The sequence below is a fragment of the Microcoleus sp. MON1_C5 genome (assembly GCF_036701875.1).
Taxonomy (GTDB): domain Bacteria; phylum Cyanobacteriota; class Cyanobacteriia; order Cyanobacteriales; family Microcoleaceae; genus Microcoleus.
The window spans coordinates 102628-127148 of sequence record NZ_JAUBRN010000013.1 but is presented as its reverse complement, the minus strand read 5'-3'; the positions used below and the strand labels follow the sequence as shown (position 1 = coordinate 127148).

Genomic DNA, 24521 nt, shown 5'->3' with positions numbered 1-24521 from the left:
GATGCACCTTACTTGCTCTCCATTTTTGGACACCATACCTAATTTACCACTATTTGAGCCTTAACTGAACCGTATTGGTTTATAATTCTCCTTTAAAAGCTTTGTCGAGGATGGATGGCAGCAGCGCATCCAGTTGGGTGGCGGTTTGGGCTTGCAGGCGCTTGAGGGCCTCTACTTTGGCTTGTAGGTTGTGGAGGTAGGCGACGATGCTGTGTTTTTCAGGGAGGATAGCTGTGGCTAAACTATTTTTTATCTCAACGTCTGGGTACTCAACGCCGTGCAATAGTCAATTCATTTGCGCCAGCATAAATGGCAAGGGCTTGGCTTCAATTCCAGATAAACTTGATTGCAGAATTTCCCAATCTTTAGGTTGACATGGTGCCTTGAGATGTTCGTAAGGTTCTACCAAAAACCCAGCCGTGCCGCCATCGGCTTTTCTGCGGCTAGATCGGCATATAACTCGGCATCCTCATATTTTATGAAGTACGGGTCAGCCGTAATTGTCTACCCATTTTTTAGCAGGGAATTTTTAACTGCATGGTGATAGGTGTATTTGGCAGGCCTTGTAAAAAAAGTTAAATATTACTCGCTCTTTAAATAAAGTAAATACATTATAACTCTTAAGAATCAGTTTCACCAAGAAACAAATAACGGTCGGTACTCACTAACCTAATTATCAGATTATTTCGGCAAAGGCTCCAATATTTTCTCAGCATGACTCGCTGCCACCGCCGCAAATAAAGCTTCATAATGATTCAAAGCTTCCTCAAATCCGTAATTCTCTACAGCATAATTTCTGCCTTGCTCGCCCAACGCATCCACCTTAGCAGGGTGCAAGTACAAATCCTCAACAGCCTCAGCCAAAGCCTGCGGATCTTCCGGCGCTACCACCACCCCGCCACCGCTTTGCTGCACTGCTTTCTGGGCCGTACCGGTTTCGGGAACCGAAGCCAAAATTGCCCGGCCGCTGGCGAGAATTACTTGAATTTTTGAAGGCATATTGAAGTTAGTAACGCGGCGCTTTTGTACGACTAAACTAACATCAGCAGCAGCTAACAATTCGGGCAATTTTTCTCGCGGTTCAAATGGCAGCAACATTACATTATTAGCTTTGTAAGTTTCGCAATCTTGTTGCAAGCGCGCCAGTGCTGTTGATTCCCCCACAATTACAAAAGCGATTTCGGGTATGTGTTTCAAACGAGCGGCTGCTTGGACAACTGTTTGCAAGCCTTGAGTGAGGGCAATATTGCCTGCATAGAGAACGACAAATTTGCCCTTGAGTTTGTGAGTTTCTCGAAATGAGTTACTTTCCTTGGGTAAGGGGCGAATGAAATTGACATCAACCCAATTGGGCACGCAAACTATTTTTTCCGGCGGTACTCCCTGAGAGTGCAATTTTTTGATAAAACCGCTGTCGATGACGCTGACTTGGCTGGCTGTGCAGTATGCCAATTTTTCCAAAGCGTCAGCAATGCGAACTAGCACTCCGTTTTTTTTGACCAAGCCGACGCGCACGGCTGCTTCTGAGACGATATCCTGAACGTTGAGGACGATCGGGCAAGCGCGAATCCAGCCGTAAAAGGCGACTGGGACGCAAATCGGTAAAGGGGGCATTGTCGAGAAAATCACGTCGGGACGCCAGCCTCTGAAGGCTTGGACGGCGCTGGAGACGACAAAACTGCCGTCTAGCAAAAGTCGGTCTAGCAGGCTGGGGTGGGGGCCGTTGACGCGCAGATAGCTGCGCTGAATTGTGACGCCCTTGTGTTCTTCGGTGAGGTAAAATTTGCCCTCATATTGCGGATAAATCCGGCGCTGCGGATAGTTGGGCATTCCTGTGACGACTCGGACTTGGTGGCCGCGCTTGACTAGGCCTTGCGCTAGTTCTGTCATCAGGGGGGCAATGCCGATCGGCTCTGGATAATAGTTATAGGAATAAATTAGAATACGCATACTATTTATTTTGAAGCAAATAGTCCAGCAGCCGCGTGCATCGAGCCTGCACCCGCAGAATTGCAGAGGATGTGGTTGGGTTCCGGGTAGGACAATAGGGGGCGAGGGGATCTTCCACTCCTGGCGAAAGAAGCCGCCCTTACCGGGCGGGTATCCCGCCCTCAGATAATGTTTTTTCGCATTACCAGGCAGTTCCGGCGATCTTCGGTACGGATATAGCGAAGATCGTCTGTAAGCTTGTACATGAACACCAGTCCCCTTTCTCCTTCTCTGTCCAAAGGATCGCGCTGCTCTTGCATGATCGAGTGCAGCTTTGCTTCTAAGTTGAAGGGTTGACCCCTGTCCCAAATCCTAATTTCTAAGTAATCGGCAAACACTTTTACCTCAATGTCTATGGGCGTCGTGGGGGGCAAGTTCGGGTGAGCGTGGCGGACAGCGTTTGTAAAGCCTTCGTTGATTATCAGTCGGCACTGCCACCAGAAATCCGCTGGTATCATGGGCAAAACGATATTCTCCAACCATTCCAAAATGGATGTTAAAGCATTCAGGTCTGTTTCAACCTGCAGGTGCCACTCGGCCTTTGGTTGCTTGTCTTTCATCTTTCTTCCCCCTGGTCGGCCCCCACCACCGCTGTACTCAGCGGCGGAGGGAGAGAAAAAGGAGGGCAAGGTCTTGGCAACATATTAGTTAAGTCAAGCTTGAGTTGAAGAAGCCCGTTTTGCCTCAAGGTGAGCATTCCTTTCGCACCATTTACTCGCACAGCAAATGAGAGACTTCCGATACTGTAAGCCGCCTCGGTAGGGCGTTTAAATAGGGAAAATTCCCGAGTCAGCTTGCGAGGAAGTGATTTAAGCTTCGACCGTGTTAGCAGCCGTTACTTTTCTAAACACAGGTGAGTTCTTCTCGTCCTCGAAAATCATGCTGGGAGCATTTGAGTATGACCTCGAACTCGCCAATTGCTAATTATTAATGCTCTGATTGCAGAGCTGGCAACTAGCTTTGCATTTTCTGGGCGTGTGAATTTTAACACTTAATGCTAACGTAGGTATCGCTAGCGATCGTCTGCTTGACTAAGTATCGAGTTCGAGTTCCCGCCCCCCGTCGGCAACATCACTTCAAAGTTCAGCGGTGGGTTGTTGAGGGTTCCTACACAGCGCCACTATTTTTGTTAAACAGGACTGTTACAGTTTTGACAATTAGTTTGAGGTCATACACCAGGCTCCAGTTTTGTTGGTATTTTAAATCTAAACGGATGACATCTTCAAAATCGCGGACTTGAGAGCGACCGTTGACTTGCCATTCCCCTGTCATCCCGGGTTTGACATCCAAACGCTGCCACTGAGGGACTTCGTAACGCTCAACTTCGTCTGGGGTAGGCGGTCTAGTGCCAACTAGACTCATTTCGCCTTTGAGCACGTTCCAAAACTGCGGCAGTTCGTCGAGGCTGGTTTTGCGTAAGATGCGCCCGACTTTGGTAATCCGCGGGTCGTTGTCATTTTTGAAAAATGCGCCAGAAGCCTGGTTTTTGATTTGGGCTTTCATGGCTTCGGCGTTGGTACACATCGATCGAAATTTCCAAATCCGAAATTGTTTGCCCATCCAGCCACAGCGGGTTTGACCGAAAAATATCGGGCCTGGATCGTTGATAGTGATGGCTGCAGCTATGGGTACGAGCAAAATTCCTGTAATTATCAAACCGACGATTGCCCCAACGATATCTATCAGCCGCTTCACCCACGATTGCACTGAGGGGTGCGTCATCGGTAGCTGATTGTCCGAGGGGTTGGTCTCTGTGGGAGTTGAGGTTGCAGAGGGCTGCTCGATCGTCAGCACTTGATCTAGGCTGGTGAGAGCAAATACTGCCATCACCTGCGGCTTGAGGCTTCGGAGCACCAAGTCGCTACCACGCTGTTTGGCAAATTTCAGATTGCTGACTAACGCACCGATCCCGCTACTGTCGATGAATGTCGTCTGACTGAAGTCTAGGACAATCTTGCTGGGAACGGTGCTGCCCGAAAAGAGTTGCTGGCAGGTTGTCTTGAAGTTTACGGCTTCAAGTACGCTCAAGCGCACGGGTATGTGAACTGAGGGAATCTCGTCCGAGTACGTTACCCGAAAATCTGCCTCTGGGGTGTGACTGACCATGAAGTCCTAGTTTCAAATTTCAAGCTGATGTCTTTAGCCTATTCTGTCCTAGCAGCTCCACCTTTACCAAATATTATGGTTAACAAAAGGCTAGCTTTATACAAACTTTACAAAAACGCCTGCAAACTCGCCCGCCGAGAATGATATCAAAGGCAAAAATAGACTTAAGTCTACCAGCGCCAGTTTTGGCCCAAATATTTTTGAACGCAGTCGCGGCCAAACTTTGACATCGGAATCAAGATTTTTGTGGATTCAGGCCGACTAATCTTGTCGTTAATCATTTTGGTGCCTGTCTTGCACCGGATAGCCATCGCAGTTAACAGTTAACAGCTAACACACAAGTCAACAGTTAACGGTTAACTGGAAAACCCCCGTAACAAGCGTCGGGGGATGAGGTTAAGAATTGTAGACGTTTTCTGACTGGGAGGTTTCGCGGGTGATGGGTTTGACTTTGGCTTTGGCTTTGGCTGCGTTGCGTTTGAGGGCCTGGAGACGAGCTTCGTATTTAGCCCGCTGCTGTTTTTTGGAGGTTTGCTCGATTAAGGTTTTTAAGGCGCTGCCGAGGCTTTTGTAGGCGTTTGGGAGAGTGTAGCCGAAGCGGGTTGCCAGGGCGAGGGCTTTTTCGTCGGCGTCTACTGCTTCTTTTAAACTTTTCTCTCCGTTATTTTTTTGGAAAAGTCTCCAGCCGGAGACGCCGCACAGGGATAGGGCCAGTAACAGCAGCAAGCCGTCTTGCACCCAAAGTTCACCGACGGCGCCGCCTAAACCAATGGCGAGGGCTGCCATTTCCCAACCGTCTCTGGGGATGGTGTCGTTTTGGATTCTGGCGACTTCGTGCCAAAATAGGAGGTTCCGCTGATCTATTGCTAGCTGTTCCCAGCGGATCAGGTCTATTTGGATTTCTACCTGGTCTTTGCCTATTTCTTCGCTGCGGATCAGGGTAGGATTAACTTCTATTGTTTTTTCTACTGTTACCCAACTTTGGAGTTCTGGGGGCAGTATGTTTTTCAAGCGCCGGATCTCACTCATCTCGGCTCTTGCTGTAGAGGTTGCATAGGATGTCATAGCTCCGGCCTATTGATTTTGCAAAGGTTAATATGTGTCTATTTCTGGAGTATAGCAAACCTTTAATCAAAATCTAGTAGAGTAACGGGGGTCGATCGACCAATACTTGCAATTTTAGTTGATTTTACTCTCTGGGCGCGATCGCAACTGCCTGCTCGATCATTGACTTTCGACTATTTCATCAACGGTTCGATTTCTTGTCGCAATTTCGACCAAGCCGACAAAACTTCCGGCTTAGAAGTTATGCCTTTTTGAACTAAAACAACTCCGTCCAATACTTCAGCAATTCCGTACAAACCTCGTCGTATAGCTTCATCGGTAAAACGCACTCCCGCCCGAACTCTACCTCTGTCAACGGGAACTTTTAAATTGTTTTGCTGCAACTGCCACAAATCTAACAGCGCATAATCGACATCGACTACTTTTCCCTCTTCGTCTTTCATCTGCATCACTTCTAAACGGATGATGTTCCGGCGGCCCGAAAGGTGGGAAACGATATAACCGCTGGTAGAAACGCTAGCATCTTGGGGAATCAAACTTAAGACTTTTTTGACATTAGCTGCGTGTCCGAGTTGAGCCGGCAAAGATTGATAAACCCAAGGTTGAAAAGAATAAGGAGAGATGAAATACAAAGCTCGATTCGGATTGGAAGTGTAGGTAAGCAGTATTGACAGACCGATACACCCAATCCAGAAGCGGTGGAACCTGGGTTTGAATTTATCTTGATGTTGCGACCACCACAGGATTGTACCGTAAAATAACCCCGGAATTACAGCAAATGTGTAGCGGGTGTTGATAGAAGTAGCGGCCTGATTAACAACTTGCAGCAACAGAACCAGTAAAGGAAAAACAGTCATTAACCAGGCGCTAGGAGTGATCGCAGGTACAAATGCTAGTGGCAACCAATGACCTAAAAGATATAAAATTCGCCTACTTGCATCTTTAAAAAATACTTCAATTATGAGTTGAGGTTGACTGATAATCGCCCAAAGCAGTTCAAGTGTTGACGGGTTCTCGCTTTTGACAAATTTCCTAAAGTAATTAGCTAAGTATAAGCGGGAATTGTCAACCGAAAACATCGGCATGATTGTATTAGTTATGAACACCACGTAGCTAAAGCTGAGAGCGCACAAAGCTATGCCGGCGCGGGGGTAGCGGCGGCTGACAATTAAATACACTCCGATGCCAAACAAGCTAATTCCAGCATCTTCGCGGGTGCCTAATGTTAAAACTGCGAACAGCCAAAATAGCGGCCAGCGCTGGTTTTCTAATGCTAGGAGCAAGCTAAATATAAATAGAGGAATTTGGCAGTGTTCGTAAAAATTTCCCAGCGTCGGGCCGATGACACCATTTGCTCCGTAATAGCTGGCTACTATCATTACCGACATGGGAACAGATAGATAGTGTCTTGCTAAGAAATACAGCACTATTCCGGCTGCTGCAATTAAAGCTACTTGCAAAACTATCAGGGTAATGGGGGATGGAAATAAGGCATAAATCGGCATCCAAATCAGAAAATCGATGACGAAGTGTTGCCCTAAATGGATGTAAAAGGGGTAGGACAGTTGTCTGTCCATCAGCGACGCGCTGGAGGCGGCTGAGGACAGTGAACTTTGAAAAAATCTGCCGTGTATACTATTCCAAAATACTTGGTTAAATAGACCGTGATCGTAGGTGGCTAAGAAGCTTTCGTAGCGGATTAGGCTAAAAGTTAAAACTAATATAAAAAAGATGGTTGCTAGGATTGTAACTTGACGCAATCCTGTGTGATTCTTCCAGTAGTCGAGAGGTTTAAGTTTCATAGTTATTGCGGAAGCCGATATTTGATATAATGTTGAATGAAGTTGTGCTTAAATTCGGAAATAGAAATAAATGTGCCTTGATTTTTAAGCTTGGTGAGGTATTTTTCTAGTTTGTCAAGCATTTTGCTGCCTGAATCTTTTTTGACGTAACTGGGTAATTTAAACTGGGAAATCTCTGTGAATTCCCAGGGGTGAAAGTAGATGTTCAGATAGGAGTCTGTTTCTAGGGTTAGTTGAGTTGCTAATTCTATCATTGAGAGGGGAAAGTTTTTAAAGCTCAGCCAAAATAAGGGAAATCTGATCAGAGGAGTGACTGAAATGGGAAGGTTGAGCAGTTTATTCGTATAATATGCAGTTCTGGGTTTAGATAGGTTGTTGTATCTGCCGGGGATGTAAGTTGGATTCATTGATGAGTTGTATTCGTAGCCTGCTTTTTCTATTTCTTCGTCGTCAACTGGCTGAAGTCTTGCCATCCTGAACCCAGTGATTTTAGTATTAGTTATTTGTTCTAAGGTTTGTTTAGATTTTTGTAAATCTTCTAGGCAAAATTGAGAGTGGTAAAACCCGTGGGAGGCGATTTCATGGTGCTTGGAAATTTGTCTGATTGTATCTGGGTTATGGAGTGCAAAGTTAGCTGTGACAAAAAATGTGGCTGTAATATCTAACTTTTCTAGAAGTGCAATAATCTTTGACAATCCTCGGTTAGAAATTTCAAATTTGATGTCGGATTCCAGGAGTTGACCATATTCTTCTGGGATGTCAAATTCTTCTAGGTCAAAGCTCAACAAAATTGATTTATTCATAGTAGCCTGCGCGGTCGTTGGCTCTAATTTTAAATAAGCAGAGTAGCATTTTTAGGGAATCTTTAAAAATATTGACTTGAGAATTTTTGTAGAGGTGGTGCGGGGAAACTTTGGCGGGAATTTCACCAATAGTATATCCTTTTTTTTGTGCTAAAAAAAGCAGTTCGGCATCAAATGAAAAGCCAGTAAGTGTTTGTGTTTTAAATATTTCTTGGGCTGGTATTTTATTAAATCCTTTGAGTCCGGCTTGCATATCTCTATATGGTAGATTGAGAATTTTTCCAGAAATAAAGTTAAATATTTTGCCGGATATTTTTCTGAGTAAGGTAAGATTTCGGAAGTTTTCTTGATCCAGGTTTCTGCAACCAATTACGACATCAACTTCTTTTAATTTTTTGACTAAGAGTTCGAGGTGTTCGAGGGAGTAAGCTAAGTCGCCATCCATGAAGCAAATGCAGTCGGCGTCAACATATTCGCTGCCTTTTTTGACGGCATAGCCTTTGCCTTGACGGTTGCTGTAAGAAATTAGTTTGATGTGATGTGTGGGGAAAGTTTTGAGTTTCTTGTCGAGAATTTGCAGTGTATTGTCGGTCGAGCCGTCATTCACAATAATAAAATTGTAAGCATGATTTTTTTGAGAAAATTCTAAAATTCTGTCAAAGGTTTGGTCTATGCAATTCGCTTCGTTGTAAACAGGCAGAATTACCGCTATCTTCATCATGGTTGTGGGCTCGGGCTTTCGGTCAAATATGCTACCACCTCGGGAGGTAAATCACAAGTAAAAAATTTACAGAGAAAATTTTACAGAGAAAATTTATGGCGGGGAGAGGTATTGTTAACTGCAGATCAGAAAATTGACTTCAACTTTGCCTTGAAAGTGCAAAGTTGAAGTTGGACTTTTTGGAACCTTTGAACAGCGGGCAGTTTCGGGGTTGGAGGGTGCTGTTGGAATTGCTGCTGTCGATCGCCCCGCCCATACTGGCTAATCTATCTCAAATGATGATTTTTGAGCAAGGGGGCGATCGCCACTCATCTAGCACGACTTGTCAAGTGTGAACCGGGGCTGCGGGATAAGTGCGATCGAGACAAATTGTATCATGCTGGAGTTGAGCCAGCTTATCTTTACGGAAAACGCGGGCGATCGACAATCTAGATGCCCCCAGCAGCGAATCCAGAAAAACCCTCATAATCTCGCCCAAACCTTCTACCTCATGAGGTTGTAATTGTCAATGTAAATTATTGAGTTAACAAATTGCCCGAGTATTTTCAACCGGGTATTACGCTCCGAAAAAGACGTATTATTAGCTTTTTACTAGCATTCGTCCTAAGTTTAATCACTTATCAAGTAATCTTAGAAATCATTACAGTATAAATTCCCATTTTCTGCTTTCACGATATAGTTTACCTTCGGAATCCCCAGGAAACCCCGCCGCTGCGACGACAATTTACCGGGGACTACAGCCCGCACAACTTGGAACCTTTTTTAGAGCATTTAGTCAGCCATAACTATTGGTTTTTGTCATCCCAAGAGCTTGAGGAGTATTTCATAGCAAATCCCAAAAAGCCGAGGTCGAGTGAATAGATTAAAGTGACTTCAAAATGCCGTTTTCTAGCTGATAAATTGCTGCCATGATTCCACTTTCAGGATTTGTGAGCAGCGACTTTTTGACATCTTTCAAGTATTCTACAATGTGTTCCCGCAAAATTGGTCTTTCTACTGTGACTGTGTGATTATAATCCCACAAATCCCAGATGATAATCCCGATTCCGACAATCGGGTCGATTAAACTTACTCCCAACTGACTAGCCACTGTACCGCCTGTTTTTGTGGCTACCTTGGCGGCGGCTTTGCTGGCAACTTTTGCGGTAACTTTACTACCAACTTTAGCTGCGACTCCCAAAATTAAGGGTTTAGCAACCAAGTAACCGCTACCGCCAACTAATACTTTTAATGATAAATTCGAGACGTTTCCCTTGTCGCTAATTGTGGTAGCAATATCGTTCAGATATTTGTCCCACTGTACCTGCGGTATGCTATAATTGTTTTGAACTACTTTCACATTTTTGCTAACTTCTGATATGTACAAATTAGCAGTATCTTGAGTGATTAATTGAAAGCGCAGTTGAGCATTTTTTGGCACCAGCACGCGGTTAGCAAATTCTCTTTGAAAGTCTTCGGTTAATTTTTCGGAAACAGCACGAGATGCTGCTGTCATATCAAATCTATTTAGTACGGCAGATTTCACGAAATTAAAAGGTACTGTAAACTCCATCTTTTTTTGGTTGAAGTAATCGAAATACCAATCGAGGAAACTGTTGTCAACCCGCGCGATTACTTCTGTTTCCCATTTGTCCAACTCTTTAGATGCGAAAGTTTCGGCAGTTAGATGGGATTGTTGGATGGCGTTTTTAACGTCTTGGTTGACTTTGCTAAAATCGTGTGGCGGCGAGACTACAACTGCTGTCGTTCCCGTATTTGTTAGTGACTGGGAAATTAGAAAGTTACCTAATAGGGGAATGATGACTACTAAAATTACGATCGTCCAAATCATCGGTGTCACAGTTTTGATAAACTGACCGATAACTCTGAGACGTTCTGTTTTGTCTGAATAGCTAATTTCTTCCTTGTCTTGACTCATGGCGGTTTCTCAACTGATGAGAGTTGGGCTAGTTTCGATTATAGGCGATCGTACCTGCGATCGTGTTACGGGCGTGTGGCCTGAGATTCTGGAAAAGTTGGGGAAAAGTCCGCCCTTTCATCCCTGACTGTATAATAGTCATAGCCTTAGTTATAGCTCAGGTACTGACTTCCCCAAAAGTATAAAAAAAGATGGTTCAGAAAATAGCTCTATTTAATCACAAGGGCGGCGTTAGCAAAACAACCACTACATTTAATCTAGGATGGATGTTAGCCACCAAGGGAAAAAAAGTAATCATAGTCGATGCCGATCCGCAATGCAACCTCACAGGAATGGTTTTGGGGTTTTCAACTAAGGAAGAGCTAGAGGAATTATATCAAAAAAACCAGAATATTAAATCAGGCTTAGCACCTGCATTTGAATCAAGGCCTAAGCTAATTGAGGCTGTAGATTGTTTGCCAGTAGAAGGGTGCGATGGTTTGTTGTTATTGCCCGGTCATGTGGGATTTGCTGAATATGAGGTGACATTAGGCATTGCGCAAGAGCTAAGCGGTTCAATTCAAACACTGCAAAACTTACCTGGTTCAATTTCATACCTTTTGCAGAAAACAGCAGATAAGTTTAACGCTGATTATATTTTGATTGATATGAGTCCAATTTTAAGCTCAATCAATCAGAACCTGCTGATGACCAGTGATTTTTTTATACTTCCTACCAGTCCAGACTTCTTTTCAGTAATGGCGATCCATTCTTTGGCAACTATTTTACCCAAATGGTATGCTTGGGCTCAAAAAGCTTCAGAAATGAGGATTTTGAAAGATGCGGTCTATCCATTTCCCAAAGTTACACCGCGCTTGCTTGGGACTATTGTTCAATACTATCCAATCAGAAAAGGAGAGGCTGCGGCGGTTTTTCAGAAGTGGATTGATGCAATTGAAGAAGCTGTCTCCACTAAATTAGTGCCATCTTTGCAAAAAAACAATATGCTGCTAACCGATGAAATGTATGGTTCTCAAAAAATTAAAAGTGATTTTTGCCTTACCAAAATTTCTGATTTTAATTCCTTGATTGCTAAGTCTCACTATCATAAAACACCTGTTTTTGCTCTAACACCCGCTCAAATAGGGCAAACTGGTACAATTTTAATAAACACTCTAAAAGCACAAGATAAGTTCAAAATTATTTTTGATAAGCTAGCAGATAAAATTATTGGGTTAACTGCCAATGCAGTCAGCGATTGATCTATTTCGCCTCAGTATTGCTCGCGTTCGGGATCTGATTGCTGTGCATAATTCTCTAAAAGCTCAAGCTAGCAGTGTTCTAGATATCTCAGATATACTGAGAGCCGCACTGGTTCTAGCAGTTAGCGCTTTGGACTACTATATTCACGAAGTTGTTAGGATAGGAATGTTAGAAATTCATCGGGGGCAACGTCCTGAACCGCCAGCATTCTCGCGATTTCAAATCTCACTGGGTAACGCTCGCGCTGGTATAAACGCAGGACAAAATATTGATTCCTGGCTAGAAGATGAAATTAGACAAAGCCACAGCTACAAAAGTTTTCAGCAGCCAAAAGCTATAGCTGATGCTATCCGGCTGATTAGCGATAAAAAGTTGTGGGAAGAAGTTTCTATTAACATGGGTAGGCTTGCTAAAGATGCTGAAGATATAAAACAACAATTAAATCGGATTGTCGATCGCCGAAATAAGATAGCACATGAAGCAGACATAGATCCTTCCTACCCAATAGGCGATCGCTGGCCTATTGATGAACTATTAGTTAATGAAGCGGTTGATTTTATTGAGCAAGTTGTTGAGAGCATACACAACATTTTGTAACCCGCGACGATTAAATAAAAAAGCGATCGCACTCTTCATCCGCGTTAATCCGCGTTAATCTGCCTGTATCAGCGGTTCATAAAAAAATCAAAGAGCGATCGCCCTTTAACCCTCCCTCAAACACGATCGTCCTTTATGCTAAACATCAGCCGCAGGTAAAGGAATCTCATCGCCGGACTCATAAGCAGTCTCTACCCACAATGCCCTAGCTTCCTCAATGTTCTCCATCGCTTCCGACAAAGTTTCCCCCACAGACATACAACCCGGAAGGTCTTTTATTATGGCTGTATAACCTTCAGATTCTGGATAAAAACTGATAGCATATTTCAGGCTCAAGTAATAATCAAGAGATTTAACGTTGACTTTCATCTTCTAATTAAAAGAGCGATCGCACACTTCATCCGCGTTCATCTGCGTCAATCCGCCTACATCAGCGGTTCCAAAAAAAATAAGGTGAGCAACGCCCACCTTACTCTCTTACTAAAAACGATTAAACTTTCGCTTCATTCTTCACCAAATTACCCCAGCCCAAATCCTTCAGCGAATTATTCCGGCGCAGCGGACGAGTCACCAACTCCAAAATATCCCGCGCATTACCAAACCCGTGAATCTGAGCAAAAGTAAACTCAACAGACCACTTAGTATTAATTCCCCGCGCTTCCAAAGGATTAGCGTGAGCCATACCAGTAATCACCAAGTCAATATTCTGCTCGTAAATCCGCTGAAGCTGATTGTAATTGTCCGGTTTCTCCACAATCCGAGGAGTAGGAACTCCCATCTCGTGACAAGTTTTTTCTAACAAAGCCAACTCGGCTGCTTGATAGCGCTTGTCCATGTAAGGAATGCCGATTTCCGGGCAAGTCATGCCGCAGCGAATCAAGAAACGTGCTAAAGAAATCTCCAGCAAATTGTCGCCCATAAAGAAGACAGATTTGCCGCGAATTATTTGCAGGTAATCTTCCAAACCAGCCCAAATTTGCGCTTCTCTTTCGTCCAAACCTTTGGGTTCAATGCCCAACACTGAGCAAATCTTTTCAATCCAAGCGCGAGTTCCGTCAGGGCCGATCGGGAATGGCGCACCAATTAGCTTACACTTGCGGCGGCGCATCAACGTAGAAGCAGTACGCGACAAGAAGGGATTCATACCCGATACATAATAACCTTCTTCCAAGACTGGCAATTCAGTGTAGCGCTTGGAAGGAAGCCAACCGGAAACTTTGATTCCTTGCTTCTTCAATTCTAGAGTTAGCTGAGTGACAACCGGGTCGGGCAAAGAACCGAAAAGTACCAGCGGTGTGTGCTTGACATATTCCGATTCATCTGCTGCAACTTCCTCTTTTTTCTTACCGAAATTCAGCAGTTGAGAGATAGCATTTCTTTCTTGCTTCTGAGACTCCATCACGGGCGCTTTCTCAGGGCATTTAGCAGCCATCGCTGCTAAAACGGTATCTTCCCCTTGAGTAAAAGCGTAATCCAAGCCGTTAGCGCGCGCTGTGACGATGGGAATGCCAATTTCTGCTTCGAGTTTCGGTGCTAACCCTTCCAAATCCATTTTGATGATTTCGGTGGTGCAAGTACCGATCCAAACAATTACACTCGGGTTACGATCGCGCTTAATTTGCAAGCACAGCCGCTTCAACTCATCATAATCGTTTAACTGAGCGGAAATATCGCCCTCTTCCAACTCAGCCATCGCATAGCGAGGCTCAGCAAAAATCATCACGCCCATTGCGTTTTGCAAGAAATAGCCGCAAGTCTTGGTACCTATGACCAAGAAAAAGCTATCTTCAATTTTTTGATAAAGCCAAGCTACGCAGCTAATCGGACAAAATGTGTGATAATTGCCTGTTTCGCATTCAAAGTTTAAAGCTTCCGGTTCATTAGTAGTAATAGCAGTCATATCTCAAATCTTCTCCGTTTAAATTGTTTTTCGTCTCGAACAGGACTTGCGGCGGAGCGAGGAAACACCTGGATTTTGCGATCGTCTCGGCGATCTCGCCCAGGAGAGGAATAGGTTGTTTTTCCTCTCGATCGCGAACAGGCGCAGTGGCGAGAAAACACCTGTTTTGCCGGATCGCGACGCACAGTCAACAATAAATAGAAATACCTATTTTTGGGCTAATTCCTCTGAAAAATAGATGCAGCCAACTCAATATTTCCCCAGCCGCAGCATCCAAAATTTGAGCTAAAAAATTCTGCGCGAGGGCTTATAATCCCTCACAGCAGGGATTTAGTTTTCTTCAACTCGCTAAGGCAAAAATCCTTTTGGCAGTTGTGAGTTGGAGCTAATTAAAAATTAACAACTCGCAACTCACAACTCACAAATAGAGCGGGAAACTTCAAGACTAGAACAGATGCGGGCGATCGCAACAACCTCACTTAAAATCCGACAAAAAGCCAGAAATTTCTTCATCCTCATCGTCGGAATCCAAATCACCGAGACCTAGAGCATCTAAATCATCTTCATCGGGATCTCCGGTAGTTGCTTCCCCCAGATCGTCGAGTCCGAGATCGTCGAGGTCATCGTCATCAGATACAGAGAAATCGTCAATACCGTCATCGTCCAAGTCGCCCAGATCCATGTCTAGGTCATCTGAGGTCGCTGTCCCAAAAGGATCGGGTATTTCTTCGGCCACAAACTCTGCATCTTCTTCCCCAAACGGATCGGAAATCCCCGCTTCGAGATCTCCAGAGGTCAAACTCCCAAATTGTGAGGCTTCTTCTTCCTCGTCATCGCCGAGGTCGAGACCGCCCAAACCCGAGGCTTCTTCTTCTTCGTCATCGCCGAGGTCGAAACCGTCCAAAGCCGAGGCTTCTTCTTCCTCGTCATCGCCGAGGTCGAGACCGCCCAAACCCGAGGCATCTTCTTCCTCGTCATCGCCGAGGTCAAGACCGCCCAAAGCCGAGGCATCTTCCTCATCGTCGTCGCCTAGGTCGAAGTCAGATACGGCATCTTCCTCGTCGTCGCCGAGGTCGAAGTCGGATACGGCGTCTTCCTCATCGTCACCCATATCGAAGTCAGATACCGCGTCTTCCTCATCGTCGCCGAGGTCGAGACCGTCCAAAGCCGAGGCTTCTTCCTCATCATCGTCCATGTCGAAGTCGGAGACTGCTTCTTCCTCATCGTCGTCCATGTCGAAGTCGGAGACTGCTTCTTCCTCGTCATCGCCCAGGTCGAAGTCGGAGACTGCTTCTTCCTCGTCATCGCCTAGGTCGAAGTCAGATACCGCGTCTTCCTCGTCATCGCCCAGGTCGAAGTCGGAGACTGCTTCTTCCTCAAACTCATCGAAGGATTCGTCGTCGGAGCTCAGTGCTGACGCAGCAGCAGCCAGACCGGCGGCTCCGGCGACTCCGGCGACTACTCCGGCTGCTGCTAAGGCCGCACCGCCCAATTTATTAGATTTGGCATCAGCGGGTGCAGCAGTTGCAGTTTGAGCTGCTGCGGGTGCAGCAGTTGCAGTTTGAGCTGCTGCGGGTGCAGCAGTTGCAGTTTGAGCCGCTGCGGGTGCAGCAGTTGCAGTTTGAGCTGCTGCGGGTACAGCAGTTGCAGTTTGAGCTGCTGCGGGTGCAGCAGTTGCAGTTTGAGCTGCTGCGGGTGTTGGAGATGTGCCGGCCGTCTGCGGCGCGATATTTGAGGGCATACCCAGCGCTATGTCCGGGTCAAAATTTAGCCCCAACACTTCGATCAGGCTGTCTGCATCCGGCTTGAGTTTTGAGAAGGGCAGCATTAATTGCTGGAGTTCCGGCTCCAGGGCAGCCGCAATTCCCAGGATGAGGTAAGAAACAGGCCTTTTCCCGCCGTCGGGTGTGGCGACCGTGTTGTCAGCCGTCATGTGCAGGAGCAGCCAAGCCCGATTTACCTGGTAGTAGTCCAACCACTTCTGTTTGAGAGCAACTGAAAAAGTATCAAAAAAAGCCATAACCTCTTTATCCTCATCCTGATCGCTAGACCTATTAAACCATCATCAGGTCTAGCTCATCTTCCTCCTTCTTGACCACCGGTTGCACTGGATTTAGATAAAAATCTGAAAGTAAGGCGAATAATTCGCGATCGGGCGTGTCGTTGGGCACTACTCCTTCGGGCATTGCCAAAATCTGGTCAGCGATGTTGAGGTAGTAATCGCAGACGTAGTTGAGGGAAGGATCGCTTTCGGCCATCTCAAACAATGTTTTGCCTTTGACGCGAGAAACGCGGATGTCTTCAATCAGGGGCAGCACTTCCAGCACTGGCATCGGTACAGAGTCTATGTACTTGTCGATCAAGTCGCGCTTTGAGGTGCGGTTGCCAATTAAACCGGCGAGCCGCAACGGGTGAGTGCGGGCTTTTTCGCGGACTGAGGCGGCGATGCGGTTGGCTGCAAATAAAGCGTCGAACCCGTTGTCGGTAACAATCATGCAGTAATCGGCGTAGTTCAAGGGGGCTGCAAAACCGCCGCACACTACGTCACCGAGCACGTCGAACAGGATGATGTCGTATTCGTCGAAGGCATTGAGTTCTTTGAGGAGTTTGACGGTTTCACCGACTACATAGCCGCCGCAGCCAGCTCCTGCGGGAGGGCCACCTGCTTCTACGCAGTCAACGCCGCCGTAGCCTTTGTATATGACATCTTCGGGCCAAACGTCTTCGTAGTGATAGTCCTTTTGCTGAAGGGTGTCAATAATTGTGGGGATCAAGAAGCCAGTGAGCGTAAATGTGCTGTCGTGCTTTGGATCGCAACCGATTTGCAAAACTTTCTTGCCGCGCTTGGCTAGGGCAACGGAGATGTTGCAGCTTGTTGTCGATTTGCCAATTCCACCTTTTCCGTAAACTGCGAGTTTCACTCTTTGTTCTCCTATAGGTTTCTATCAAAACGATGAGGGCTGGGTTTTCCTGCTTTTTTTCGATCGCCCAATTGCAATAGCCCAATTGCAATTCCCTTACTGTCAGTCGATTTGAGATTTCAGATTTGAGATTAAAGAATGGACTCCACAGATGAATCTGGGGCTTCTCTCTAACTAAAATTTTCGATCTCGACGACTTTTGTTTGGGGCTTGTATCCGTCTTTGGGTTACGCCAATTTTGGACTCAGCCCTTAGTCACCTCGTTGAAAGCATTATTAGCTAACTTGCGATGAAAAGAAAGGGGGCGTCTAAATGAAAATGCTAGTAAATTTGTTTATTTTGCACCTCTGAGAATCTTAACTGGTTTTTTGAGACAAAAATCTATTTTTATATTTTTTTTAGCTTTTAAATAGATTTTAGAATACTTTCTTAATATAAAGAGGTACAAAAATAAAACAAAAATTAACTTCTCAAACAATCTCGGCTTTTGGCTTTGGGGCTAGGATGCAGGCAGTTGATGGCTTGTGCGGGTAACTGGAACGGTCATAAAGGCGCTAGTGGATGAGTCAAACTCGAAGTGAGTTCGGATCAGTTGGGTCAGGGGAGGGCAAAGTTATGGGATTTTAGATTTGAGATTTGAGATTTTAGATTGGGAAAGATTGACTTTGCTTGGGTTTCTGGTGTTTTGTAAAAAATTGTGAATTTTTAGGAAATGGTGGAAAGTCGGAGAGTGGGGGAGTGAGTCGGGGAGAGGGAGAGTGGATGGGGAGAGTGGGGGAGTGGGATAATATGATGTCTTCCCCATGACTACTGATACCAGTTGAAAAAAAGAATGCAACTGTAGGCCCGCGATCCAAACCCCGGGCTTCATGAGTCATTTCCCATCCTTAAATTGTTCAATCTAAAATCTAAAATCTAAAATCGTATGACTGCTGACTAATGACCGCTGACAATCGGAATCTCGATCGCAAATTCAGTGCCCCGTCCAGCTTCCGAAACGCAGTCGAGTCGCCCTCCGTGCTGTTCGACAACTAAATGGTAAGAAATCGACAGTCCCAACCCAGTGCCCTTGCCGACTGGTTTGGTAGTAAAAAACGGGTCAAATAATTGGCGGCGAATCTCCTCCGGTATGCCCCGCCCGTTGTCGGAAATGCGGATCGCCACAAAATCGCCGCCAACAACTTCAGTGCGAATTGTAATTGTGGGAACAGTCAATGGAGAATTAGGATTTGATAGGGCTGAATTTTTCGCATTTCTCGTCGCCCATTCGCCTTTCTGGATTTCTTCATCCAAAGCATCAATAGCATTGCCGATAATATTCATGAACACCTGATTGATCTGACCGGCACAGCACTCGATGTGGGGCAAATTGCCATATTCTTTAATAATCTGGATAGCTGGATGTCCGCCGTGGGCTTTGAGTCGGTGCTGCAAAATCAACAAAGTGGTTTCGAGTCCCTCGTGAATGTCAACGAGCTTGATGTTAGATTGATCCGATCGCGAAAAATTACGCATCGACACAACTATTTGGCGGATGCGCTCGGTTCCTACTTGCATAGAAGACACTAGCTTAGATAAGTCTTCTACCAAAAAATCGATTTCCATCTCTGCTGCTGCTTCCCGAATTTCTGAGACTGGTTCGGGATAGTGCTGCTGGTAAAGTCCCAAAAGTTGGAGCAATTCTTTGATGTAGTGGCTGGCGTGGGAAAGGTTGCCGTAGATAAAATTAACAGGATTGTTAATTTCGTGAGCGATACCGGCAATCATTTGTCCCAAAGAAGACATTTTTTCGGTTTGCACTAATTGAGTTTGAGTTTGCTGCAACTTTCGGACAGTTTGCTCTAATTGCTGCGCTTGATTTTTCAAGCAAGTTTGCTTTCGCCGCAGCACTTCTTCGACTCGCTGGCGCTTGATAATATCCCGTCTCAACAATTCATTGGATTCTAAAAGTTGAGCGGTGCGTTCTTCAACTTGTTTTTTTAAGTCGTCGTGAGCTTGGCGCAGGGCTTCTTGGGCCCGCTGCCGCTCTAAAATTTCTTGCTGCAAAAGTTCGTTGGCTTTCTGCAATTGGGTGGCTCGATCGTCCACTGCTTGCTGCAAAAGCTCGATCGTCCCGTACATTTCAGATTGGTTAAAAACTTGTGGCAAACTTGTCTGAGAGACAACGCCCAAAAGTTCTCCCTGGCTGCCAACTACTACCAAACGGCGGACGCAGTGCCGCTGCATGGACTGGTGGACACTCCAGAGGGAATCGGCGGGAGATACGCAAAATAAAGGCGCACTCATGACCCTTGCAGCCGGGATTTCCGAGAGGTTTAATTCGAGGGCGTGAAACTGCACGATGTCGCGCTCGGTGACAATGCCGATCGGAATTTGATAATTTGGTGTTGGGGCGATCGCCAGCTCGGGATGCTGAATTTGCTCTTGGACAATGACGACGCAACTAACTCGATGCTTGACCATGAGCTGGGCTAAATCGAGGGCTGAGGCAGTTGTTGGGGCAGAAATGACTTCTTTAGTCATGACATCTGCTGCACAGCGCAAATTGGTTAGCAAGTTGATCGGTTGCAGGGCTTCGTGAATCGCTTCGCGGGTGATGATGCCCAGAAGTCGCGAGTCCTCGTCCACTACGGGCAAATGCCGGATCTGGTGCTGGCGCAACATGAACATAGCTGTGAAAATATCTTGAGACTCGGATTGTTTGAGGGTAATGGGCGATCGAGTCATTACATCAGCAATTGTCAGTCCGACTGTACAAGCTGCGACGGTAGTTAGCTTGACGATATCGCGTTCTGTAAAAATGCCGATGGGTCGATTATCTTCCACGACTATGACGCAACTGCGCTTGGCTGCGCTAGCAACAGCGTGTTGTTTTTCCCCACAAAGCTGACAGGAGACGCGCATCGGGTTCATGAGAGCCAACACCTGGGCGATCGGGGTTTCTGGAGCGACGGTGAGGGGGTGGCGGTCGATCGCCCGATCTAAAGGTGAGGAGTAGAGCGGTTGGCTGTTGGGCCGTCCGGCGGGTTCTGATGATTTAATTACGGGCAATTGCGGGGCTGAATTGACGAAATGCTGTAATTTTTCTTCTTGTAGCATGATTATTAATTTTACTTAATGAGTTGTTACAAATTTGGAGACGGGGGTTGGCAGACTTAGCATTAATTAACCCGGTCACAGATGCTCGATCGCCTAAAATCTGATTGCTAGAACACCCTTATTTAATTTTTATTTTTTAAATTCTATGTCGTGGACTCCCTTAAGTCATCGAATTCATCACTTGCCGCTTATCCTTGCGGGCCCGATTTTGCGCCGGACTGAAAGTCGGGCCGTGACAGTTTGGCTGGCTCTGAAAGCACCCCGCCGAGTCGAACTCAAGGTTTATTCGACAGAGGGCGGAACCGGCGAAATTGTCGATCGACCCTTGCTCCAAGGTGCGAACTCTACTGTGCAGCTCGGCAAATACCTGCACGTAGTGGCGGTGACTGCTAAACCGATCGACCGCAATGTCTTGACATCCGGGCAAATTTATGCTTATGACATCAAGTTTGCTGGGAGTAGCGAGTCGCCGTCGGGGGTGGCAGTCGCAGAAAATGAGAAAGAAAATCTCATTTCTTGCCTGTGGCCTGCCGCCCCGGATTTGTCGGCTTTGGGACGGGACACGATTAGTTATTTCGCTCACCAGTTGCCGACTTTTGCCCTGCCACCGAACGATTTAAACTATTTGCGTATCGTTCACGGTTCTTGTCGCAAGCCCCACGGAGACGGCAGAGATGCGCTGCCAATCTTGGATAATTCGATCGAACAGTTTGCAGGTACGGCAAATAGCAGGCCCCACCAACTGTTTTTAACCGGCGACCAAATTTACGGCGACGACGTTGCGGATGCGATGCTGTGGGCTTTGACTGATGCTGGCGATACACTGTTGGGCTGGGAAGAGAGTCTACCCCTGATGGATGATGCCCAAATTAAAAAGAATTTGTGTATCAGTATACCTAAAAATTCGCAAAACGAAAATGCAGTTGGCGAAGAGAGGGAAATTTTTAAAGAGTCCCCTATTCAGAAACTCTCTGAGGCTGATGAGTATCAGTACAAAAAACCAATTGAGTTACAGCCGGGGACTCGCAGCGATATTGCCAGAGATTTTGGCGGCTTTACGGGGATGTTGGTGAATAAACCGGACAAGGCTAAAAGTCACTTGTTCAGTTTGGGGGAATATTGCGCGATGTATTTGTTAGTTTGGTCGCCGATACTTTGGTGCGCGCGTTTTCCGAAGGGTAAGGATATTTGTCCAAATTCTAAGCAGGCAAAAGTCTGGGATACAGAAGTTGTTGAACTTGACGGTTTTGCTCGCAATTTGTGGAGGGTGAGGAGGGCGCTAGCGAATATTCCTACTTATATGATTTGCGACGATCATGATATTAGCGACGATTTGTATTTGAATCGAGAGTGGTGTTACCGGGTGCTGGGGAAGCCGCTGGGACGGCGGGTGGTGCAGAATGCTTTGGTGGCTTACGCTGTGTTTCAGGCTTGGGGAAATACGCCCGCACAGTTCGATCGCGAAAAACCGGGAGATAAATTATTAAAGGCTGCGGAAAAATGGTCTGCTTCGGCGGGAACTGATGTTTCTGCTTGGGAGGATGCGGCTTCGTATTTAGGAATTCCAAGGCTCGATCCGAAAACACATTTACCGAAGTTGAAATTAGATGAAGATGTTTTTATTTTGGATCGGGATGACCAGGGTGTAAATGAGGTTTTGAATTGGCATTTTATTGTCAGAAGTTTTAAGCACGAAGTGATTGTGCTGGATACGCGGAGTTCGCGCGGGTATCCGGTGGAAAGCCCGATGGCTCCGCCGATGCTTTTGACTCACAAAGGTTTTGAGGAGCAAATTCAGAAACCTTTGAAGGAGACGGATTTGCTGAATAAAACTGAGGAGTTTGAGATTGAGGCGACGCTGGTGGTTGTGCCGACAAATTTGGTGGGTTTGTGGCTTATTGATGCGGTGCAAAAGTGGGATTTGGCACAGGGGAAGGTTTTTAGTAGTGATGCGGGGGATGCTTGGAATTTTCATGAGTTGGCTTTTGTGAAGCTGTTGGTGGAATTTTTTAAACAGCGCGATCGGGTGATTGTGTTGACGGGGGATATTCACTATGCTGCTGCTGTGCGGCTGAGTTATTGGTATGATTGTCATTTTGGCGATTCTCGACCGAATATTGAGCCTTTGAGGGGGGCGAATTATAAGTCAAGTTGTCAATATTCTGTGCTGGCGCAGTTGACTGCTAGTGCTTTTATCAATGAGGAGTGGACAACACATTTAATTCATACTAAGATTAAGTCGCTGCTTCCTGAGCGATCGCACCAATGTTTGGGGTGGAATGAGCCGCTGGAATTAATGAATATTTCGAGGATGACCAGAAAGAAGGCTGTGGCGGCTGGTCTCAGAAATAGACAATCTATGCCTGACTGGGGCTATCGGATTGACTGGATTAAACGGCAAAGAGCTCGGGTATTTTTGAAGCTAGAAAAGGGAACTCCGTCAAGTAGATCGCATAAAAATAAACAATTGTCACTGCTGCGTAGGTTGTGGAATTTTATATCGCTGTTGTGGCGCAATCGCTGGCTGCAAGAGGGTGATGAGATTGTGGGATATAGCAATATTGCGATCGTCAGTTTTCAGTGGCCTGCTGATGGTGATGGGGAGAAAGCGGTGATGCAAAATGTTTATTGGCGGCCGCTTTGGGAGCCGGATAGTGTGGTTTACAGTCAATATTTTGTGCCGCTGGGATTGGATGAGGATGATTAGATTACCGATTTCTTGAAGAAGTCGGGGATTTGGATATTGGTACAATATTGTGATGAGTTGGTGGCAGTGTCCGCCGGGGGTTGAAACCCCCGTCTCATAGCTAAAGTCGGTTGAAACCGACTGAAGATTTGCCTCAAAGCGATGTACATCAACTAACTCTTCAGTCCTCTTGAGAGGACTTTCGCTTTGAGACAGGGGTTTCAACCCCTGGCGGACTCGCCGACGAACCAACTGGCTTTCCCTGCGCGGACAAACTAACGGACTAACAAATCGAATTCGATCGCACATTTCTCTCAAATTCGATCGCACATCAACAAAAAACCCGTGAAGTGTAGCTATCCCGTAGGGAATCGCCCATCACCAAAAAACCCGATAGCGGGGCCCCAGAAACCGGGTTTTTACGACAATACCTCGTTATAACCCACAGATTCGGACAAAAACCCGGTTTCTTGGATCGGCGGGTGGCCCAGAAACCGGGTTTTTACCGAAATACTTCGTTACAACCGACAGATTCGGGCAAAAACCCGGTTTCTTGGATTATCGCCCGCCGCTAACTCCCTCCGATCGCAGGAAATGCACCCGGCCGAACACATCGCCCGCTACAACTGTCACCCCATCAGGTGCGATCGCACAGCAAATAAACCCATGTTCTCCGCTGAAACTAGCAATTTCTTTGCCACTAAGCAGATCCCAGATTTTCAGGGTTTTATCCAATGAAGCGGAAATCGCTGTTTTTCCGTCGCGTGCGATCGCCACTGCATTTACCGGGTCAGTATGACCGCTGAGGGTTCTAACTTCGGTTCCTGTCTCGGTGTCCCAGATTTTCAGGGTGTTATCCCCTGAAGCGGAAATCACTGTGAGGCCGTCTGGTGCGATCGCCACTGCTGTTACCGGGTCAGTATGACCGCTGAGGGTTCTAACTTCGGTTCCTGTCTCGGTGTCCCAGATTTTCAGGGTTTTATCCCATGAAGCGGAAATCGCTCTCTTGCCGTCTGGTGCGATTGCCACTGATGTTACCGAGTCAGTATGACCGCTGAGGGTTCTAACTTCGGTTCCTGTCTCGGTGTCCCAGATTTTCAGGGTTTTATCCAATGAAGCGGAAATCGCTCTTTTGCCGTCTGGTGCGATTGCCACTGCTTCTACCCAGCCAGTATGACCGGTGAGGGTTCTAACTTCGGTTCCTGTCTCCGTGTCCCAAATTTTCAGGGTTTTATCCAATGAAGCGGAAATCGCTCTTTTGCCGTCTGGTGCGATCGCCACTGCTGTTACCTTGCTAGTATGACTGGTGAGGGTTCTAACTTCGGTTCCTGTCTCGGTGTCCCAGATTTTCAGGGTTTCATCCCATGAAGCGGAAATCGCTCTCTTGCCGTCTGGTGCGATCGCCACTGCATTTACCAAATCAGTATGACCGCTGAGGGTTCTAACTTCGGTTCCTGTCTCGGTGTCCCAGATTTTCAGGGTTTCATCCAATGAAGCGGAAATCGCTCTCTTGCCGTCTGGTGCGATCGCCACTGCTGTTATCCAGTCAGTATGACCGGTGAGGGTTATAACTTCGGTACCTGTCTCGGTGTCCCAGATTTTCAGGGTTCTATCCCATGAAGCGGAAATCGCTCTCTTGCCGTCTGGTGCGATCGCCACTGCATATACCCCG

The 24521-nt window shown here is 46.4% G+C and carries 21 protein-coding genes; 4 read left to right on the top strand and 17 right to left on the bottom strand.

The window, feature by feature from the left end; translation table 11 throughout:
• Positions 1–79: 79 nt before the first annotated feature.
• From QUA71_RS09420 to QUA71_RS09385, 9 genes are all read right to left on the bottom strand, one after another.
• A complete protein-coding gene (locus tag QUA71_RS09420; protein WP_333284305.1) occupies positions 80–283 on the bottom strand; it encodes a hypothetical protein in 204 nt (67 codons plus the stop codon).
• Positions 284–402: 119 nt separating this feature from the next.
• Positions 403–501: an element excision factor XisH family protein gene (locus QUA71_RS29225; RefSeq protein WP_445243771.1), complete on the bottom strand. Its 99-nt coding sequence runs from the start codon at positions 499–501 to the stop codon at positions 403–405.
• Between the two features lie 180 nt (positions 502–681).
• Positions 682–1950: a WcaI family glycosyltransferase gene (locus QUA71_RS09415; RefSeq protein ID WP_333284304.1), complete on the bottom strand. Its 1269-nt coding sequence runs from the start codon at positions 1948–1950 to the stop codon at positions 682–684.
• 161 nt (positions 1951–2111) lie between these two features.
• Entirely contained in the window at positions 2112–2549 is a 438-nt protein-coding gene (locus tag QUA71_RS09410; protein ID WP_333218778.1) for an ATP-binding protein, read from the bottom strand.
• Positions 2550–3096: 547 nt separating this feature from the next.
• Complete coding sequence (locus tag QUA71_RS09405) at positions 3097–4095, bottom strand: sugar transferase (protein WP_333284302.1); 999 nt, start codon at positions 4093–4095, stop codon at positions 3097–3099.
• Positions 4096–4491: 396 nt separating this feature from the next.
• Positions 4492–5160: a DUF3318 domain-containing protein gene (locus QUA71_RS09400; protein ID WP_006634716.1), complete on the bottom strand. Its 669-nt coding sequence runs from the start codon at positions 5158–5160 to the stop codon at positions 4492–4494.
• Between the two features lie 173 nt (positions 5161–5333).
• A complete protein-coding gene (locus tag QUA71_RS09395) occupies positions 5334–6962 on the bottom strand; it encodes a DUF2079 domain-containing protein (RefSeq protein WP_333284300.1) in 1629 nt (542 codons plus the stop codon).
• 2 nt (positions 6963–6964) lie between these two features.
• On the bottom strand, positions 6965–7765 hold the full coding sequence (locus QUA71_RS09390; protein ID WP_333284298.1) for a polysaccharide deacetylase family protein: 801 nt from the start codon (positions 7763–7765) through the stop codon (positions 6965–6967).
• Positions 7758–8486 carry a glycosyltransferase gene (locus tag QUA71_RS09385; RefSeq protein ID WP_333284296.1) on the bottom strand — a complete coding sequence of 243 codons (729 nt, stop codon included), beginning with the start codon at positions 8484–8486 and terminating at the stop codon, positions 7758–7760. Before QUA71_RS09385 ends, QUA71_RS09390 begins: the two co-directional genes overlap by 8 nt.
• A gap of 164 nt (positions 8487–8650) precedes the next feature.
• Here QUA71_RS09385 and QUA71_RS09380 point away from each other — a divergent pair, with 164 nt between their 5' ends.
• Positions 8651–8821 carry a hypothetical protein gene (locus QUA71_RS09380; RefSeq protein WP_333284294.1) on the top strand — a complete coding sequence of 57 codons (171 nt, stop codon included), beginning with the start codon at positions 8651–8653 and terminating at the stop codon, positions 8819–8821.
• Here the strand turns inward: QUA71_RS09380 and QUA71_RS09375 are convergent.
• A complete protein-coding gene (locus tag QUA71_RS09375) occupies positions 8812–8952 on the bottom strand; it encodes a hypothetical protein (protein ID WP_333284292.1) in 141 nt (46 codons plus the stop codon). The genes QUA71_RS09380 and QUA71_RS09375 overlap by 10 nt on opposite strands.
• Before the next feature lie 396 nt (positions 8953–9348).
• Positions 9349–10404 carry a hypothetical protein gene (locus QUA71_RS09370; RefSeq protein ID WP_333284290.1) on the bottom strand — a complete coding sequence of 352 codons (1056 nt, stop codon included), beginning with the start codon at positions 10402–10404 and terminating at the stop codon, positions 9349–9351.
• A gap of 191 nt (positions 10405–10595) precedes the next feature.
• Between QUA71_RS09370 and QUA71_RS09365 the strand changes: the two genes are divergently transcribed.
• Both QUA71_RS09365 and QUA71_RS09360 read left to right on the top strand, forming a co-directional pair.
• Positions 10596–11645: an AAA family ATPase gene (locus QUA71_RS09365; RefSeq protein ID WP_333284288.1), complete on the top strand. Its 1050-nt coding sequence runs from the start codon at positions 10596–10598 to the stop codon at positions 11643–11645.
• Positions 11629–12243, top strand: a complete 615-nt coding sequence (locus QUA71_RS09360) for a HEPN domain-containing protein (protein WP_333284286.1) — start codon at positions 11629–11631, stop codon at positions 12241–12243. The genes QUA71_RS09365 and QUA71_RS09360 overlap by 17 nt, the downstream gene beginning before the upstream one ends.
• A gap of 138 nt (positions 12244–12381) precedes the next feature.
• Here QUA71_RS09360 and QUA71_RS09355 read toward each other — a convergent pair whose 3' ends face one another.
• From QUA71_RS09355 to QUA71_RS09335, 5 genes are all read right to left on the bottom strand, one after another.
• A complete protein-coding gene (locus QUA71_RS09355; protein WP_333284285.1) occupies positions 12382–12612 on the bottom strand; it encodes a type II toxin-antitoxin system HicB family antitoxin in 231 nt (76 codons plus the stop codon).
• Between the two features lie 121 nt (positions 12613–12733).
• Positions 12734–14143: a ferredoxin:protochlorophyllide reductase (ATP-dependent) subunit N gene (locus tag QUA71_RS09350; RefSeq protein ID WP_199292772.1), complete on the bottom strand. Its 1410-nt coding sequence runs from the start codon at positions 14141–14143 to the stop codon at positions 12734–12736.
• 475 nt (positions 14144–14618) lie between these two features.
• On the bottom strand, positions 14619–16163 hold the full coding sequence (locus QUA71_RS09345; RefSeq protein WP_333284283.1) for a DUF5331 domain-containing protein: 1545 nt from the start codon (positions 16161–16163) through the stop codon (positions 14619–14621).
• A gap of 34 nt (positions 16164–16197) precedes the next feature.
• On the bottom strand, positions 16198–17064 hold the full coding sequence (bchL, locus tag QUA71_RS09340; protein WP_006634709.1) for a ferredoxin:protochlorophyllide reductase (ATP-dependent) iron-sulfur ATP-binding protein: 867 nt from the start codon (positions 17062–17064) through the stop codon (positions 16198–16200).
• A gap of 936 nt (positions 17065–18000) precedes the next feature.
• Positions 18001–20163 (bottom strand): CBS domain-containing protein, encoded by a 2163-nt coding sequence (locus QUA71_RS09335; RefSeq protein ID WP_333284281.1) that lies wholly within the window; start codon positions 20161–20163, stop codon positions 18001–18003.
• A 145-nt stretch (positions 20164–20308) separates the two neighbouring features.
• Here QUA71_RS09335 and QUA71_RS09330 point away from each other — a divergent pair, with 145 nt between their 5' ends.
• Entirely contained in the window at positions 20309–22870 is a 2562-nt protein-coding gene (locus QUA71_RS09330) for a PhoD-like phosphatase (RefSeq protein ID WP_445243770.1), read from the top strand.
• Positions 22871–23407: 537 nt separating this feature from the next.
• Here the strand turns inward: QUA71_RS09330 and QUA71_RS09325 are convergent.
• The coding region (locus QUA71_RS09325; RefSeq protein WP_333284277.1) for a WD40 repeat domain-containing protein at positions 23408–24521 on the bottom strand (1114 nt) is incomplete at its 5' end.